A 13,415-nucleotide genomic window follows, 5' to 3' on the forward strand; every position below is an offset into this window, starting at 1 on the left:
CATCAGGCACCCGGCGCGCCGGGGAATCTCCGGGGCGCCGGGGAATCTCCGGGGCGCGGTGTCCGTTTCCGCCCGAGGAGGCCGGACACCGCACCCGCAGGAGGAATCCATGTACGGCGACGCAGCGACGATCCGCACGATCCTGGACGAGCTGGGAGACACCTGGGCGGTCGTCGGCCTGTCGTCCAACCGGGCCCGCGCGGCGTACGGCGTGGCCGGGGTGCTCCAGCGCCACGGCAAGCGCGTGGTGCCGGTGCACCCGAAGGCCGAGACGGTGCTCGGCGAGCCCGGGTACGCCACGCTCGCCGACATCCCGTTCCCGGTCGACGTGGTCGATGTGTTCGTCAACTCCGAGCTGGCCGGTCCGATCGCCGACCAGGCGGTGGAGATCGGCGCCAAGGCGGTGTGGTTCCAGCTCGGCGTCGTCGATCCGGCGGCGTACGAGCGGACCCGGGCGGCGGGGCTGGAGATGGTGATGGACCGCTGCCCCGCCATCGAGCTCCCGCGGCTGGGCCGGTAAAGGGTTTGGGGGCGGCGCGGCCCGGCGGCTAGCTTCGCCCCATGATCCCGATACGTGCCGCCCGCCCCGCCGACGCCGCCGAGCTGGTCCGGCTGCGCCGGCTGATGTTCCTCGCGATGCACGGCGAGGACGAGCCGGGCCCCTGGGAGGCGAGCGCCGAGGAGGCCGCGCGGCGGCAGGGCCGCGGTTACACCCGCCCGTCTCCCCCCACCACCCTCAACTGAAGCGCTGCGCGCACTGTTTTATGCGCCACGACGGAGGCGCTGCTCGACTGGTTCGCCGGGCAGGGCGTCACCCGCGTCGATCTGCATGCCACGGAGGGCGCCGAGGAGCTGTACCGGAGCCTGGGCTTCGCCGAGCACTCCATCGCGCTGTCGCTGGACCCGTCCCGGCGCCAGGGCTGACCGCTGCTCGACCGCTACGCGCCGAGCCCCTCCAGCACGACCGCGCCCGGCAGCCCGGCGAGCACCTTGCCCGGCACGATGAGCTTGCCCCGGCGGCTGCCGCTGCCGATGAGCGCGTACGGGATGTCGGCGACGGCGGCGTCCAGCAGGAGCGGCCAGTCGGCGGGCAGCCCGATCGGGGTGATGCCGCCGAACTCCATCGCGCTCTCGCCGGTCGCCGTCTCGATCGGCGCGAACGACGCCTTGCGGGCGCCCAGATGGCGGCGTACGACACCGTTGACGTCCGCGCGGGTGTGGGCGAGGACCAGGCACGCGGCGAGCGTGACCTCGCCGCCCCGCTTCCCCGCCACCACCACGCAGTTGGCCGACTGTTCCAGCAGCCAGGAGCCGTAGTTCTCCACGAGCACGGCGGTGTCCGCCTTGTCCGGGTCGGTGTCCACGTACAGCACCTGTTCCACCGGGTCGGTGCCGCGCCAGTCGCGCAGCGCGGCGGCCACCGGGGCGGTCAGCAGGTCCAGGCACTCCACGGCGGGACGGACCTCGTCGAAGGCATCCATCGGGGTAGGCATGCGGCTCAAGCTAGCAGGCCGGAGGGGGTGCGCAGGCCCGCGTTTCAGCGGGCGGGCGGCACCGACACCGCCATGGTCATCTCCACCGGTACGTCCCCGTCGTTGCGGTACGTGTGCGGGGTGTTGGCCTCGAAGGCGGCCGAGGTTCCGGTCGGTACGGTGTACGTCCGGTCCCCGACGACCAGGGTCAGCTCGCCCGCGGTCACCCGCAGCAGCTCGAAGGTGCCGACCGGGTGCGGATCGGAGTTGCTGCCGTCGCCGGGCATCAGCAGCCAGTCCCACATCTCCAGCGGCCCGTTCGCCTCGGTGCCCACCAGCAGCGCGGTGTAGCTGCCCGCCTCGGTGGACCACATCCGCACGGCCTGGTCGGCGGGGACGAAGGTCACCTGGGGTCCCTGCTCGTAGTCGAGCAGCGTCGTGATGCTCACGCCGAGGGCGTCGGCGAGCTTCACGGTGGTGCCGACGCTGGGGTTCGTACGGGCCTGCTCGATCTGGATGATCATGCCCCGGCTGACCCCGGCGCGGGCGGCGAGGGCGTCGAGGGTGTAGCCGCGTTCGTTGCGCCAGCGCTTGAGGTTGCGGGCGAGCGACTGCGTGAGCTGATCGAGGTCCGTCACGGGCATCCCGTCCATCATCAGGGGCCGTCCACTATCGTGAATGGCATAGTCGAACAAAGTGAACTACGGTGGGGTGTACTCCAGCGTCCATCACACTGTACGGCGAGGTCTCTCCATGTCCGCACTCTTCGCTCTTGCCACCAGCCTCATGTGGGGGCTGGCCGACTTCGGCGGAGGGCTGCTCACCCGGCGCACCCCCGCGCTCACGGTGGTCGTCGTCTCGCAGGTCATCGCCGTGACCGTACTCGGCGCGATCGTGGTGGCCACCGGCGGCTGGTCCGAGGCCGGGCCGCAGCTGTGGTTCGCCGCGGCGGCGGGCGTCGTGGGCCCCGCCGCCATGCTCTGCTTCTACCGGGCGCTCGCGCTCGGCCCGATGGGCGTCGTCTCCCCGCTCGGCGCCCTGGGCGGGGTCATGGTGCCGCTCGCGGTCGCGATCGTGCTCGGCGAGCGGCCCGGACTGCTCCAGCTGGCCGGGGTCGTGGTGGCGGTGGCCGGGGTGGTCCTGGCCGGCGGGCCGCAGACCGGCGGAGCCCCCGTCCAGCGGCAGACCCTGCTGCTCACCCTGGTCGCCGCACTGGGCTTCGGCTCGGTGATGGCGCTGATCGCCGAGGCGTCCACCACCCTGACCGGGCTGTTCCTCGCGCTGTTCGTGCAGCGGGTGTGCAACGTGGTGGTCGGCGGCACCGCGCTGCTGATCTCCGTACGGCGCGGCACCCCCGCACTGCCCGAGGGCGGCCTGCGCGTCGTCGCGGCGTCCCTGCCCGCGCTCGCCTTCGTGGGGCTGGCCGACGTCGCCGCCAACGGCACCTACAACCTGGCCGCCCACTCCGGACCGGTCACCATCGCCGCCGTCCTCGCCTCGCTGTACCCGGTGGTGACCGCGCTCGCCGCCCGCGGGCTGCTGGGCGAGCGGCTGCGCGCGGTGCAGGCGACCGGTGCCGGGCTCGCCCTGGTGGGCACCGTGCTGCTGACGACGGGCTAACGTGCCGGGGACGAGAGTTCGCGGACCGAAGGAGACGGCAGTGGCGGAGCGGGCGCTGATCGCGGGAGTGGGCGGCAAGGAGCCGAAGGTCGATCCGGAGGCGTTCACCGCCCCGACCTCCGTGGTGATCGGCGATGTGTCGGTGGCCGCGGGAGCGAGCGTCTGGTACCACGCCGTGCTGCGCGGGGACGCCGAGTCGATCAGCGTGGGCGCACACAGCAACATCCAGGACAACTGCACCGTGCACGCCGACCCCGGCTTCCCGGCCACCGTCGGCGAGCGGGTGACGGTGGGCCACAACGCGGTGCTGCACGGCTGCACCGTCGAGGACGACGTCCTGGTCGGCATGGGTGCCACGGTCCTGAACGGCGCGCACATCGGTGCGGGCTCGCTGATCGCCGCCCAGGCGCTGGTTCCGCAGGGGATGCGGGTGCCGCCGGGCTCGCTGGTCGCGGGGGTTCCGGCGAAGGTCCGGCGCGAGCTGACCGAGGAGGAGCGGGAGCACGTGCGGCTCAACGCCGAGGGCTATGTGGAACTGGCCCGCCACCACCGCGCGGCGACGGAGGAGCGGGCCAGTCAGGAGTGACGGACCAGGAGTGACGAAAGCGGCTACTCGGCGGCCGGGACGGGCTCCGGCTCGGCCGCCTCGGCGCCGGTCCCGGCGGTGGCCGCCACCGGCTGCTGCGCGGCCTTCTGCTGCGCCTTCTTCGTACGCCACTTCATCAGCAGCATCGAGCCGAGGCCGAAGCACAGGGCGACCACGAGCCCGAGGTAGGAGAAGCGCTTGAGCCAGTCCTCGGCGACCTTGCCGACGGAGTAGATGACCGCGGTGGTGCCGCCCGCCCAGACGATGCCGCCGAGCACGTTGGCGATGGCGAACTTCCAGTACGGCATGCGCAGCACGCCCGCGAGCGGGCCCGCGAAGATGCGCAGCAGCGCGATGAAGCGGCCCACGAAGACCGCCCACATGCCCCACTTCTGGAAGGACTGCTCGGCGCTCGCCACATGCTCGGCGCTGAAGTGCTTGGGGAATTTGCGGCCCAGCCAGGCGAGCAGCGGCTGACCGCCCTTGCGGCCGATCGCGTACCCGATGGAGTCGCCGATCACGGCACCCGCGATGGCGCAGCTGCCGAGGATGTAGGGGTTGATGTGATCCTGCGAGGCCGCCAGCAGCGAGGCGGTGACGAGGATGATCTCTCCGGGGAGCGGGATGCCCAGGCTTTCGAGGCCGATGACCAGGCCGACGAGCAGATACACACTGATCGCGGGTACGGTTTCGAGCCATTCCTCGATGTGCAACGCCGGTTCCCTCCCGTATGCCGATCCATGGTCGGCGCACGCCCGATCGAGCGCACCCGGGAAGCGTACTCAATCGGCGCGTCCGCCACATTCCACGATGGGTGGTCCCGGCCACACCGGCTCGCCGGACGGCTCCGTACGAGGGGGACATACCCCCGTACGAGGGGGACGGAGGCCGGTCCTCAGCCCTGCGGCCGCAGCGTCCAGGTGATGGACATCTCCCCGGTGACCGCTCCGTCCTCGCGCGTGATCTCGATCCGTACGGGGAATTCGGGGCGCTCGCCCGCGTCGAGTCCGGCCACCACCTCGGCCACCGGCCGGCCGAGCCGGGCGGTCGCGGTAACCGGCCCCTTGGCGAGCTTCTTGTAGTCGATCTCGGCGCGCACGGCCAGCGGCACGGCACGCTGGAGCTGGTCGCCGAAGGCGGCGAGCACGACCGCGCCGGACGCGGATTCGGCCAGGGTGAACATCGCCCCCGCGTGCGGTCCGCCCACGTGGTTGTGGAAGTCGGGCTGGTCGGGCAGGCGCACCACGGCGCGTTCGGCCGACGCCTCGACGAACTCCAGGTTCAGGGTGCGGACCATGGGCACGGTGGCGGCGAGCATGTCGCCGATGGACGGCAGGGTCTCTGACATGACCTGGAAGTTACCACCGAGTAGAAAACTCGGGAAAGGGGCGGCCGTAGCCGCCGCCCGCGACCCCATCTATCGTTATCGGCCATGTGGCCAGGACAGCAGCCGCCCGGGGGCGAGCAGAACCCGCAGGATCAGAATCCCTATCAGCAACCGGGGTATCAACAGCCCAACCCTTACCAGCAGCCGGGTTACCAGCAGCCGAATCCGTATCAGCAGCCACAGCCGGGCTACCCCGGCCAGCCGGGGCAGCAGCCGGGTTACGGGCCGCAGCAGAACCAGCCCGCACACGGCTGGAACACATCCTCCGGACCGGCCGGGGCGCCGCAGCCGCCACAGGACAAGAAGAAGCGCACGGCGACCATCGCCATCGTCGCCGCGGTGGCGGTCGTCGCGGCGGCCGTGATCACCGGCGCCGTCCTCCTGAACCAGGACGACGGCGGGGACGACCAGGCCAAGGACGGCCAGAAGCCCGGCGCCTCCTCGTCCGCCGCCTCCTCCGACCCGGCCGAGGCCCCCTCCGCCGGTGAGGAGGACAACCCGCGCGCCGGTGGCGACGCGGCCGAGGTGAAGCCGGTGATCCCGGGCTGGAAGACGGTCGTCAACCCCAAGCGGCACGACGCCTTCGACGTGCCCGCCAACTGGACGGTGAAGAAGCCGGACCTGAGCATCGGCTTCGAGGACGAGAAGGGCAACCCGCTCGTCATCATGTCCGCCCCGGCCAAGTACAAGGAAGAGGCCTGCACGGTCACGGACGACGACGGCGAGGAGAACACCAGCGGCATCGCCGGAGTCGGCACCAAGGGCGCACAGGGCGCCAAGACCCAGGCCGAAGCCGCCGAGACCGAGGCCAAGAACTGGGTCTTCGCCGGCTTCGACCAGCACGAGACCGGCACCCGCAAGGTCACCAAGGCCAAGCCGTTCAAGAGTGACCACGGGCTGAAGGGCCACACGGCCACGGCGACGGTCACCGGCGTCAAGAAGACCGACAAGTGCGTCACGGACGGCAAGGCGGTCACCGTCACCTACACCGACATCAACGGCGATTACGCGACCTGGGTGCTCTACTCCGCCAAGGGCGTCAAGGACGAGGTCTCGGACGCCACCATCAAGAAGATCATGAGCACGCTGCGTCCGGTGAAGTCCGAGGGCTTCTGATCGACGCGGCCGGAATTGGGTTGGACGCCGGGGCCCGCCCCCAGGGATAGTCCGCTGCGTGACCACTCCCCCGGCCCCGCGTCCCCGACCGCACCGCCCCGCCTGGGCGGGTCGCAACTACACCCTGCTGACCGCCGCCGCGGTGGTGACGGGCCTGGGAAACTCCGGGGCCCTCATCGCGGCGGCGTTCGCGGTGCTGGACGCGGGCGGCGACGGCGGCGACGTCGGGCTCGTGGCCGCGGCCCGTACCCTGCCGCTCGTCGCCTTCCTGCTGATCGGCGGCGCGTTGGCGGACCGGCTGCCGCGGCACCGGGTGATGGTCGCCGCCAACGCCCTCAACTGCGCCTCGCAGGGCCTCTTCGCGGTGCTCGTGCTCTCCGGCGAGGCGCGGCTGTGGCAGATGGCCGCGCTCGCCGCGCTCGGCGGCATCGGCCAGGCGTTCTTCGGCCCCGCCGCCGAGGGCATGCTGTTCTCCAGCGTCACCTCCGAACAGTCCGCCCGCGCCTTCGCGTTGTTCCGGATGGGCCTGAACGGCTCGCAGATCGGCGGCGCCGCGCTCGGCGGCGCGCTGGTGGCGATCGTCGGTCCGGGCTGGGTGCTGGCCATCGACGCCGCCGCCTTCGCCGTCGCCGGGGCGCTGCGCGCGCTGCTCGACGTCAGCCACATCGCGCCGCGCGAACCCGGCGGCGGCATGCTGCGCGATCTGCGCGAGGGCTGGCAGGAGTTCATCGGCCGGCCCTGGCTGTGGTCCATCGTGGTCCAGTTCTCGGTCGTCAACGCCGTGGTGGCCGCGGCCGAGGCGGTGTACGGGCCGCTGGTCGCCGAGGAACATCTGGGCGGCGCGCGGCCCTGGGGGTTCGCGCTCGCGGCGTTCGGCGCGGGCACCGTCGTCGGCGGGCTGACGATGATGCGCTGGAGACCGCGGCGGCTGCTGCTCGCGGGCACCCTGTGCGTGCTGCCGTTCTCCCTGCCGTCGGCCGCGCTCGCCGTCCCGCTGTCCGCGCCCGCGCTGTGCGCGGTGATGTTCGTCGCCGGGGCCTCGGTCGAGGTGTTCGGAGTGTCCTGGATGAGCGCGCTGCACCAGGAGATCCCCGAGAACAAGCTGTCCCGGGTGGCGGCGTACGACTGGCTGGGCTCCATCGCCATGGTCCCCGTGGCCACCGCCCTCGCGGGCCCGGCCGAGAGCGCCTTCGGGCGGACCACCGCGCTGTGGGGCTGCTCGGCGCTGATCCTGCTGCTGACCCTGGCGGTGCTGTGCGTACCGGACGTACGGCGGCTGCGGCGCCGCGAACCGAAGCCGGTCGCCGAGGGGATGCCCGCCGCCGAGCTGACGGCGGCGCCGGACCGCTGAGCCCGCCGTACGCGCCGTACACGACGGCACGTACGGCGAACCGTCAGCCGACGCTGAACGCGCCGCCCGGCGGCTCCGGCGACGGCACCGCGTCCTCGTCCCGCACCGGCGCCGCGTCGCCGATGAACCGCTCCAGCGCCGCCCCGTACTCCACCCGCGCCGGGAACGCGTCGGCCGCGGTACGCCGCGCCAGCGCCCCGACCGGCAGCTCGCTCTGCGAGGCCACCAACACCGCGTTCCCGAACCGGCGGCCGCGCAGCACCGCGGGCTCCGCGATCAGGCACACCTCCACGAACACGCTGCGGAACGTGGCCAGTTGGGAGCGGAGAAAGGTGAACGGAGCGCTGTCGGCGAGGTTCGCCGCGTAAGCGCCCCCGGGGCGCAGCACCCGGGCCGCGGCGCGCGCGTACGCGACGGAGGTGAGATGCGCGGGCACCCGCGACCCGCCGAACACATCGGCCACGACGACATCCGCGGACGCGTCGGGCGCGGCCTCCAGCGCCGCGCGGGCGTCCGCCCGGCGCACCGTGATGCCCGCGCCGCCGGGCGGCAGCGGCAGCTGCTCGGCGACCAGCTCCAGCAGCCCGCCGTCGGCCTCGATCACCTGCTGCCGGGAGCCGGGCCGGGTGGCGGCCAGATAGCGGGGCAGGGTCAGCGCCCCGCCGCCCAGATGCAGGGCGTCGAGGGGCGCGCCGGGCTCGGCGGTCGCGTCGAGGACGTGGGCGAGCCTGCGCGCGTACTCGAACTCCAGGTGGCCGGGGTCGTCCAGGTCGACGTACGACTGCGGTGCGCCGTCCACCGTGAGCAGCCAGGCGCGCGGCCGGTCCAGGTCGGGCATCAGCTTGGCGGTGCCGTGGTCCACGTTCCGGGTCACGGGTATCGGCTCGTTCACCGTCCCATTGTGCCGTCCCGGGCGGGCCACGGCTCCCGCTCGCCCTCCCCGGCGGGGGCGGGCGAGCGGGAGCCGGTCTCTAGGGGGTGACGGTGAGCACCGTGCCCGCGCCCACCGTGCGGCCGCCCTCGCGGATCGCGAAGCCGAGCCCCGGCTCCAGCGGTACCGCGCGGCCCAGCTCTACCGTCAGGGTGACGGTGTCACCGGGGCGGGCCACCCCGGCGGCCCCGAGGTCCACCTCGCCGACCACATCGGCCGTACGCAGGTAGAACTGCGGCCGGTAGCCGGTGACCACCGGGGTGCGGCGGCCGCCCTCGGCCGCCGACAGCACGTACACGCTCGCGGTGAAGCGCCGCCGGGGTACGACACTGCCGGGCGCGGCGACCACCTGGCCGCGGCGCACCGCGTCCCGCGCCACCCCGCGCAGCAACAGCGCCACGTTGTCCCCGGCCTCGGCGGACTCCATGGGTTTGCCGAAGGTCTCGACGCCCGTGACGACCGTCGTCACGTCCGCGCCGAGCACCTCGACGCGGTCGCCGACGCGCACCGTGCCGCGCTCGACGGCGCCGGTGACGACCGTGCCGCGGCCGGTGATGGTCAGCACGTTCTCCACCGGCAGCAGGAACGGGGCGTCGGTGTAACGCACCGGCGTCGGCACGTAGATGTCGACGGCGTCGAGCAGCGCCTCGATCGCACCGGTCCAGCGCGGGTCGCCGTCCAGGGCGCGCAGTCCGGAGACCCGTACGACGGGCGTGGTCTCGCCGGGGTAGCCGTGCGCGGACAGCAGCTCGCGCACCTCCAGTTCGACCAGGTCGGTCAGCTCGGGGTCGCCCGCGTCGGCCTTGTTGAGGGCGACGACGATGTGGTCGACCCCCACCTGGCGGGCGAGCAGCACGTGTTCGGCGGTCTGCGGCATGACGCCGTCGAGCGCCGAGACGACGAGGATGGCGCCGTCGAGCTGGGCCGCGCCGGTCACCATGTTCTTGATGAAGTCGGCGTGGCCGGGCATGTCGACGTGCGCGTAGTGCCGGGTGTCGGTCTCGTACTCGACGTGCGCGATGTTGATGGTGATGCCGCGCGCGGCCTCCTCCGGCGCCCGGTCGATGCGGTCGAACGGCACATAGGTGCCGCCGGAGCCGCGCTCGCTGAGCACCTTGGTGATGGCGGCCGTGAGCGTGGTCTTGCCGTGGTCGACGTGGCCCATGGTGCCGATGTTCAGATGCGGCTTGGTGCGCACGTAGGTCTGCTTGACCGTCTTGGGCATGGCGGACATGGGTTGTTCCTCCTCGGAACGACAAGGGAAACGCGGACCCCGGGGCCTGGCCGACCCTCCCCCGGTGGGGTCCGTCGGAGTCGTCCGAGGAGGGTCAGCTTCGAGCGCCGTCGAGGTGGTCGGCTGTCACGGCCACAGCGGCAGCGAATACGGCTGCGGCGGTGGCGGAGAAGTCGGCGGCAGCCTTCGGAGCGTCCGCGACCGCGGACGTCGTCATGAGGAAGGCATACCGGAACATGCCGTGATCATTGCGCACCGTTCAGTCCCCGTCGAATGGTTTTCGTGGCGTGCGGGGCGGGTGCGGCGCATGCGAACCCCTGGTGTCCGGGAGGTCGTTGTGCGGCCGTCCCATGTATCGGCCCGTCGACAACCAGCCGACGAGCGAACGACATCACAGCGTGCCCGCGGCCCGGTCGGTTACGCTCCCCCGATGCTCGATGTCGCCGCCCCCGCCCCGAAACCGGCCGTGCGCCGCGCCCGCGCCGTGCTGTTCTCGCCGTGGTCACGGCTGGGGCTGCTCGCCGCGCTGCTGGCCGGTGCCGCGACCGCGGTGTGGGTGTGGCAGCCGCACCGGCTGCTGGCCGACGGCTGGCCGCCACAGCTGTCGGGGGCGGCGGCCGTGGTGCTGTTCGCGGCCGCGTACGGGCTGTGCACCGCCGCGCTGGTGCCCAGGCCGCTGCTGAACCTGGCGGCGGGCGTGCTCCTCGGCGCCCAGGTCGGCCTCGCCGCGGCCGTCGCCGGTACGGTGCTCGGCGCCGGAATCTCCTTCGGCCTGGGCAGACTGCTCGGGCAGGACGCGCTGCGCCCGCTGCTGCGGGGCCGCTGGCTGGGCGCGGCGGACCGGCAGCTGAGTCGGCACGGCTTTCGCTCGATGCTGGCGATCCGGCTCTTCCCGGGCGTGCCGTTCGCCGCCGCGAACTACTGCGCGGCGATCTCACGGATGGGCTGGCCCGCGTTCCTGCTGGCGACCGGGCTCGGCTGTGTGCCGAACACGGCGGCGTACGTGGTGGCGGGCGGCCATGCGGCCACGCCCACCTCGCCCGTCTTCCTCATCGCGCTGGCCTGCATCGCCGTACCGGCCCTGGGCGGGCTGTTCGTGGCCTGGCGCAAGCGCGGCCGCCTGCGGGGCGCGTGAGTTGATGGCCCACACCGCTGAACCGGCCCTCGGGCCGGGCCCTTGGCAGGCCGTCCACCCGGGGACGCTACGCTGCCACCACAACCGGTTGCCGGTCCCCGGCCATCGGCCTTCCCCTCGGCCGCCCCGCCTGTTCCGGCATGCCCCGGAGCAGCGCATGATCAGCCTTTGGATAGCGTAGACGCAATGTCGTGGTTTGAATCATTCATCCTCGGGCTGGTCCAGGGGCTGACCGAGTTTCTTCCGATCTCCTCCAGCGCCCATCTGCGCCTCACCGCCGCCTTCGCGGGCTGGAACGACCCTGGCCCCGCCTTCACGGCCATCACCCAGATAGGCACCGAGCTGGCGGTGCTCATCTACTTCCGCAAGGACATAGCCCGGATCGTCAGCGCCTGGTTCCGCTCCCTGTTCAACAAGGAGTGGCGCGGCGACCACGATGCCCAGATGGGCTGGCTGGTGATCGTCGGCTCGATCCCGATCGGTGTGCTCGGCCTCACACTTCAGGACGCGATCGAGGGCCCGTTCCGCGATCTGCGGCTCATCGCCACCACCCTCATCGTGATGGGCGTCGTCCTCGGCTACGCGGACCGGCGGGCCGCGCGCGACGAGACGGGCGGCAAGCACCGCGTCGCCAAGCAGCGCAAGTCGCTCCAGGAACTGAGCGTCCGGGACGGACTGATCTTCGGTATATGCCAGGCGATGGCGCTCGTCCCCGGTGTCTCCCGGTCCGGCGCGACCATCAGCGGTGGTCTGCTCATGGGCTACACCCGCGAGGCCGCGGCCCGCTACTCCTTCCTCCTCGCCGTCCCGGCCGTACTGGCCTCCGGGATCTTCGAGCTCAAGGACGCGTCCCAGGGACACACCGCGTGGGGCCCGACGCTCTTCGCGACCGTCATCGCCTTCGTCGTCGGCTATGCCGTCATCGCCTGGTTCATGAAGTTCATCTCCAGCAAGAGCTTCATGCCGTTCGTGATCTACCGGATCCTGCTGGGCCTGGCACTGTTCGCCCTGATCGCCTTCGACGTGCTGAGCGCGCACGCGGCCGAGTCGGCGGGCTGACCTTCAGCTTCACGTGGGAGGGATGGGCCGCCGGCCGAGGAGGGAGGAGGTCCGGCGGCCCCTTCGCTCAGGTCTGGCGCCCCCTGAGCGGTATGCGAAGAGTCAACCGCCACGCGGCGCGCGGCGGGAGGGTGTGCGATAGATATATGCAAGCACTCTGATCACACGGGGTGTGAAAGCATCACACTCCGTACGACCTCTCCCCTGAGCTGCGGCTCACCCTCCCCGTACGAGCCGGACCAGCTCCCCCAACCCGGCGATCCGCCAGTCCGCCCGCGCCACGTCGTCCCCGGCAGCCCACAGATGCCCCCAGGGCCCCCGGCGGACGTGCGCGGCCCGCAGCCCGGCGGCCTGCGCCGCCCGGATGTCGAACGCCGGATGGTCGCCCACGTACAGCGTCCGGTGCGGCGCAGCCCCGCCCAGCTCGACGACCCGCTCGAAGAACCCCGGATCGGGCTTGGCCACCCCCCACTCCCCGGACGTCGCGACGGCATCCACCGGCAGCTCCAGCCCGCGCACCAGCTCCCCCGTACGCACCGGCTGGTTCCCGGCCACCACGATCCGTACCCCCAGCGCACGCAGCTCCCCGAGCGCGGGCCGCACATCCGGATACAGATCGCGCTCCCCCAGCCACTCCGCGCGCCCCGCCGCATCCCACGCCCGCCGCTCCGCGGCGACGTCGACCCCCGGCTTGACCAGCCGGATCGCCTCCCCGTCGTCCCGCCCCTGCGCGACGACGGCCCCCACCAGGGCGGACAGCGTATGCCGGGGCACGCCGAGCCAGTCGGCCCACGCGGCCCAGTAGCGGTCCTCCCGCACCAGCGTGGACCCGACGTCGAACGCCACCACGTCGATCACCGCACTACCTCTTCCCTGCCTCCCCGTTCTCCCCCGCCCAGTCCGCGTACCGGACCCGCTCGATCTCCAGCACCTCGCCGACCGTCCCCCACTCGTTCTTCCCCAGCCGCGCCAGCGGCCGCAGCCTGCCCACCTCCGGATGCCCGTCGACCATGACCCCGTCATCGACCGCGGCATGCACCACCCGACCGAACACCACGGTCGAGTCCCCCAGCAGCACGGTGCTGTGCAGCTCGCACTCCAACGCCACCGGCGACTGCGCCACCCGCGGCGGCCTCACCCGCACGCTGTCCTCCTGCGCCACCCCGACCGCCTCGAACTCGCTCACCCCGCGCGGAAAGTCCGTAGCCGTCCCGTTGATCGTCTCGAACATCCGCTCCGGCGCGAGGTTCACCACGAACTCCCCGGTCTCCTCCACATTGCGCAGCGAGTCCTTCCGCCCGACGGAGGTGAACTGCACGACGGGCGGGGACACGCAGGCGACGGTGAAGAAGGAGTGCGGGGCCAGGTTCGCGGCCTGCGTGTCCGGGTTGATGGTGGACACCCAAGCGATGGGCCGGGGCACGACGACCGAGGTCAGCAGCTTGTAGAAGGGATTGCGGCCCACGGTCTCGGGATCAAAGTCGATACGCATACGGCCCAGTATCCGCTGGCCGCGGCGGCGCA

The 13,415-nt window shown here is 72.4% G+C and carries 17 protein-coding genes; 8 read left to right on the plus strand and 9 right to left on the minus strand.

What is annotated here, in order from left to right; genetic code table 11:
• Positions 1–109 precede the first annotated feature (109 nt).
• Both HYQ63_RS04860 and HYQ63_RS45555 read left to right on the plus strand, forming a co-directional pair.
• Positions 110–520, plus strand: a complete 411-nt coding sequence (locus HYQ63_RS04860) for a CoA-binding protein (RefSeq protein ID WP_179932681.1) — start codon at positions 110–112, stop codon at positions 518–520.
• Between the two features lie 41 nt (positions 521–561).
• The gene (locus HYQ63_RS45555; RefSeq protein WP_306664809.1) at positions 562–744 is read left to right on the plus strand and encodes a hypothetical protein; all 183 of its coding nucleotides are present in this window, start codon (positions 562–564) and stop codon (positions 742–744) included.
• Between the two features lie 194 nt (positions 745–938).
• Here HYQ63_RS45555 and HYQ63_RS04870 read toward each other — a convergent pair whose 3' ends face one another.
• Together HYQ63_RS04870 and HYQ63_RS04875 are read right to left on the minus strand one after the other, a co-directional pair.
• On the minus strand, positions 939–1,493 hold the full coding sequence (locus tag HYQ63_RS04870) for a YbaK/EbsC family protein (RefSeq protein WP_179932682.1): 555 nt from the start codon (positions 1,491–1,493) through the stop codon (positions 939–941).
• A gap of 44 nt (positions 1,494–1,537) precedes the next feature.
• Complete coding sequence (locus HYQ63_RS04875; protein ID WP_179939757.1) at positions 1,538–2,110, minus strand: helix-turn-helix domain-containing protein; 573 nt, start codon at positions 2,108–2,110, stop codon at positions 1,538–1,540.
• Between the two features lie 115 nt (positions 2,111–2,225).
• Between HYQ63_RS04875 and HYQ63_RS04880 the strand changes: the two genes are divergently transcribed.
• On the plus strand, positions 2,226–3,092 hold the full coding sequence (locus HYQ63_RS04880; protein ID WP_179932683.1) for an EamA family transporter: 867 nt from the start codon (positions 2,226–2,228) through the stop codon (positions 3,090–3,092).
• A 40-nt stretch (positions 3,093–3,132) separates the two neighbouring features.
• On the plus strand, positions 3,133–3,678 hold the full coding sequence (locus tag HYQ63_RS04885; RefSeq protein WP_179932684.1) for a gamma carbonic anhydrase family protein: 546 nt from the start codon (positions 3,133–3,135) through the stop codon (positions 3,676–3,678).
• A gap of 23 nt (positions 3,679–3,701) precedes the next feature.
• Here the strand turns inward: HYQ63_RS04885 and HYQ63_RS04890 are convergent, their stop codons facing one another.
• Entirely contained in the window at positions 3,702–4,391 is a 690-nt protein-coding gene (locus HYQ63_RS04890) for a DedA family protein (protein WP_179932685.1), read from the minus strand.
• Between the two features lie 182 nt (positions 4,392–4,573).
• Positions 4,574–5,026, minus strand: coding sequence for a DUF4442 domain-containing protein (locus HYQ63_RS04895; RefSeq protein ID WP_179932686.1), 453 nt, complete (start codon positions 5,024–5,026; stop codon positions 4,574–4,576).
• 84 nt (positions 5,027–5,110) lie between these two features.
• Between HYQ63_RS04895 and HYQ63_RS04900 the strand changes: the two genes are divergently transcribed.
• On the plus strand, positions 5,111–6,181 hold the full coding sequence (locus tag HYQ63_RS04900) for a hypothetical protein (RefSeq protein ID WP_179932687.1): 1,071 nt from the start codon (positions 5,111–5,113) through the stop codon (positions 6,179–6,181).
• Positions 6,182–6,239: 58 nt separating this feature from the next.
• Positions 6,240–7,532: an MFS transporter gene (locus tag HYQ63_RS04905; RefSeq protein WP_179932688.1), complete on the plus strand. Its 1,293-nt coding sequence runs from the start codon at positions 6,240–6,242 to the stop codon at positions 7,530–7,532.
• 43 nt (positions 7,533–7,575) lie between these two features.
• Here HYQ63_RS04905 and HYQ63_RS04910 read toward each other — a convergent pair whose 3' ends face one another.
• From HYQ63_RS04910 to HYQ63_RS44335, 3 genes are all read right to left on the minus strand, one after another.
• Positions 7,576–8,424 carry a spermidine synthase gene (locus HYQ63_RS04910; RefSeq protein ID WP_179932689.1) on the minus strand — a complete coding sequence of 283 codons (849 nt, stop codon included), beginning with the start codon at positions 8,422–8,424 and terminating at the stop codon, positions 7,576–7,578.
• Positions 8,425–8,503: 79 nt separating this feature from the next.
• Positions 8,504–9,688, minus strand: coding sequence for an elongation factor Tu (gene tuf / locus HYQ63_RS04915; protein ID WP_179939759.1), 1,185 nt, complete (start codon positions 9,686–9,688; stop codon positions 8,504–8,506).
• A gap of 103 nt (positions 9,689–9,791) precedes the next feature.
• Positions 9,792–9,914, minus strand: a complete 123-nt coding sequence (locus HYQ63_RS44335) for a hypothetical protein (protein WP_257231622.1) — start codon at positions 9,912–9,914, stop codon at positions 9,792–9,794.
• Positions 9,915–10,127: 213 nt separating this feature from the next.
• Between HYQ63_RS44335 and HYQ63_RS04920 the strand changes: the two genes are divergently transcribed.
• Both HYQ63_RS04920 and HYQ63_RS04925 read left to right on the plus strand, forming a co-directional pair.
• The gene (locus HYQ63_RS04920; RefSeq protein ID WP_179932690.1) at positions 10,128–10,832 is read left to right on the plus strand and encodes a TVP38/TMEM64 family protein; all 705 of its coding nucleotides are present in this window, start codon (positions 10,128–10,130) and stop codon (positions 10,830–10,832) included.
• A 186-nt stretch (positions 10,833–11,018) separates the two neighbouring features.
• A complete protein-coding gene (locus tag HYQ63_RS04925; protein ID WP_179932691.1) occupies positions 11,019–11,891 on the plus strand; it encodes an undecaprenyl-diphosphate phosphatase in 873 nt (290 codons plus the stop codon).
• A 216-nt stretch (positions 11,892–12,107) separates the two neighbouring features.
• Here HYQ63_RS04925 and HYQ63_RS04930 read toward each other — a convergent pair whose 3' ends face one another.
• Positions 12,108–12,749 carry an HAD family hydrolase gene (locus HYQ63_RS04930; RefSeq protein ID WP_179932692.1) on the minus strand — a complete coding sequence of 214 codons (642 nt, stop codon included), beginning with the start codon at positions 12,747–12,749 and terminating at the stop codon, positions 12,108–12,110.
• Between the two features lie 4 nt (positions 12,750–12,753).
• Positions 12,754–13,383: a flavin reductase family protein gene (locus tag HYQ63_RS04935; RefSeq protein WP_179932693.1), complete on the minus strand. Its 630-nt coding sequence runs from the start codon at positions 13,381–13,383 to the stop codon at positions 12,754–12,756.
• Positions 13,384–13,415 lie beyond the last annotated feature (32 nt).

Source organism: Streptomyces sp. Rer75, from assembly GCF_013414305.1.
Classification (GTDB): Bacteria; Actinomycetota; Actinomycetes; order Streptomycetales; family Streptomycetaceae; genus Streptomyces; species Streptomyces himastatinicus.

Excerpts from the sequence above, each read along its gene's own strand:
- HYQ63_RS04860 (WP_179932681.1), top strand. The coding sequence starts at position 110 with ATGTACGGCGACGCAGCGACGATCCGCACGATCCTGGACGAGCTGGGA.
- HYQ63_RS45555 (WP_306664809.1), top strand. The coding sequence starts at position 562 with ATGATCCCGATACGTGCCGCCCGCCCCGCCGACGCCGCCGAGCTGGTC.
- HYQ63_RS04870 (WP_179932682.1), bottom strand. The coding sequence starts at position 1,493 with ATGCCTACCCCGATGGATGCCTTCGACGAGGTCCGTCCCGCCGTGGAG.
- HYQ63_RS04880 (WP_179932683.1), top strand. The coding sequence starts at position 2,226 with ATGTCCGCACTCTTCGCTCTTGCCACCAGCCTCATGTGGGGGCTGGCC.
- HYQ63_RS04895 (WP_179932686.1), bottom strand. The coding sequence starts at position 5,026 with ATGTCAGAGACCCTGCCGTCCATCGGCGACATGCTCGCCGCCACCGTG.
- HYQ63_RS04900 (WP_179932687.1), top strand. The coding sequence starts at position 5,111 with ATGTGGCCAGGACAGCAGCCGCCCGGGGGCGAGCAGAACCCGCAGGAT.
- tuf (WP_179939759.1), bottom strand. The coding sequence starts at position 9,688 with ATGCCCAAGACGGTCAAGCAGACCTACGTGCGCACCAAGCCGCATCTG.
- HYQ63_RS44335 (WP_257231622.1), bottom strand. The coding sequence starts at position 9,914 with ATGACGACGTCCGCGGTCGCGGACGCTCCGAAGGCTGCCGCCGACTTC.
- HYQ63_RS04920 (WP_179932690.1), top strand. The coding sequence starts at position 10,128 with ATGCTCGATGTCGCCGCCCCCGCCCCGAAACCGGCCGTGCGCCGCGCC.
- HYQ63_RS04925 (WP_179932691.1), top strand. The coding sequence starts at position 11,019 with ATGTCGTGGTTTGAATCATTCATCCTCGGGCTGGTCCAGGGGCTGACC.
- HYQ63_RS04935 (WP_179932693.1), bottom strand. The coding sequence starts at position 13,383 with ATGCGTATCGACTTTGATCCCGAGACCGTGGGCCGCAATCCCTTCTAC.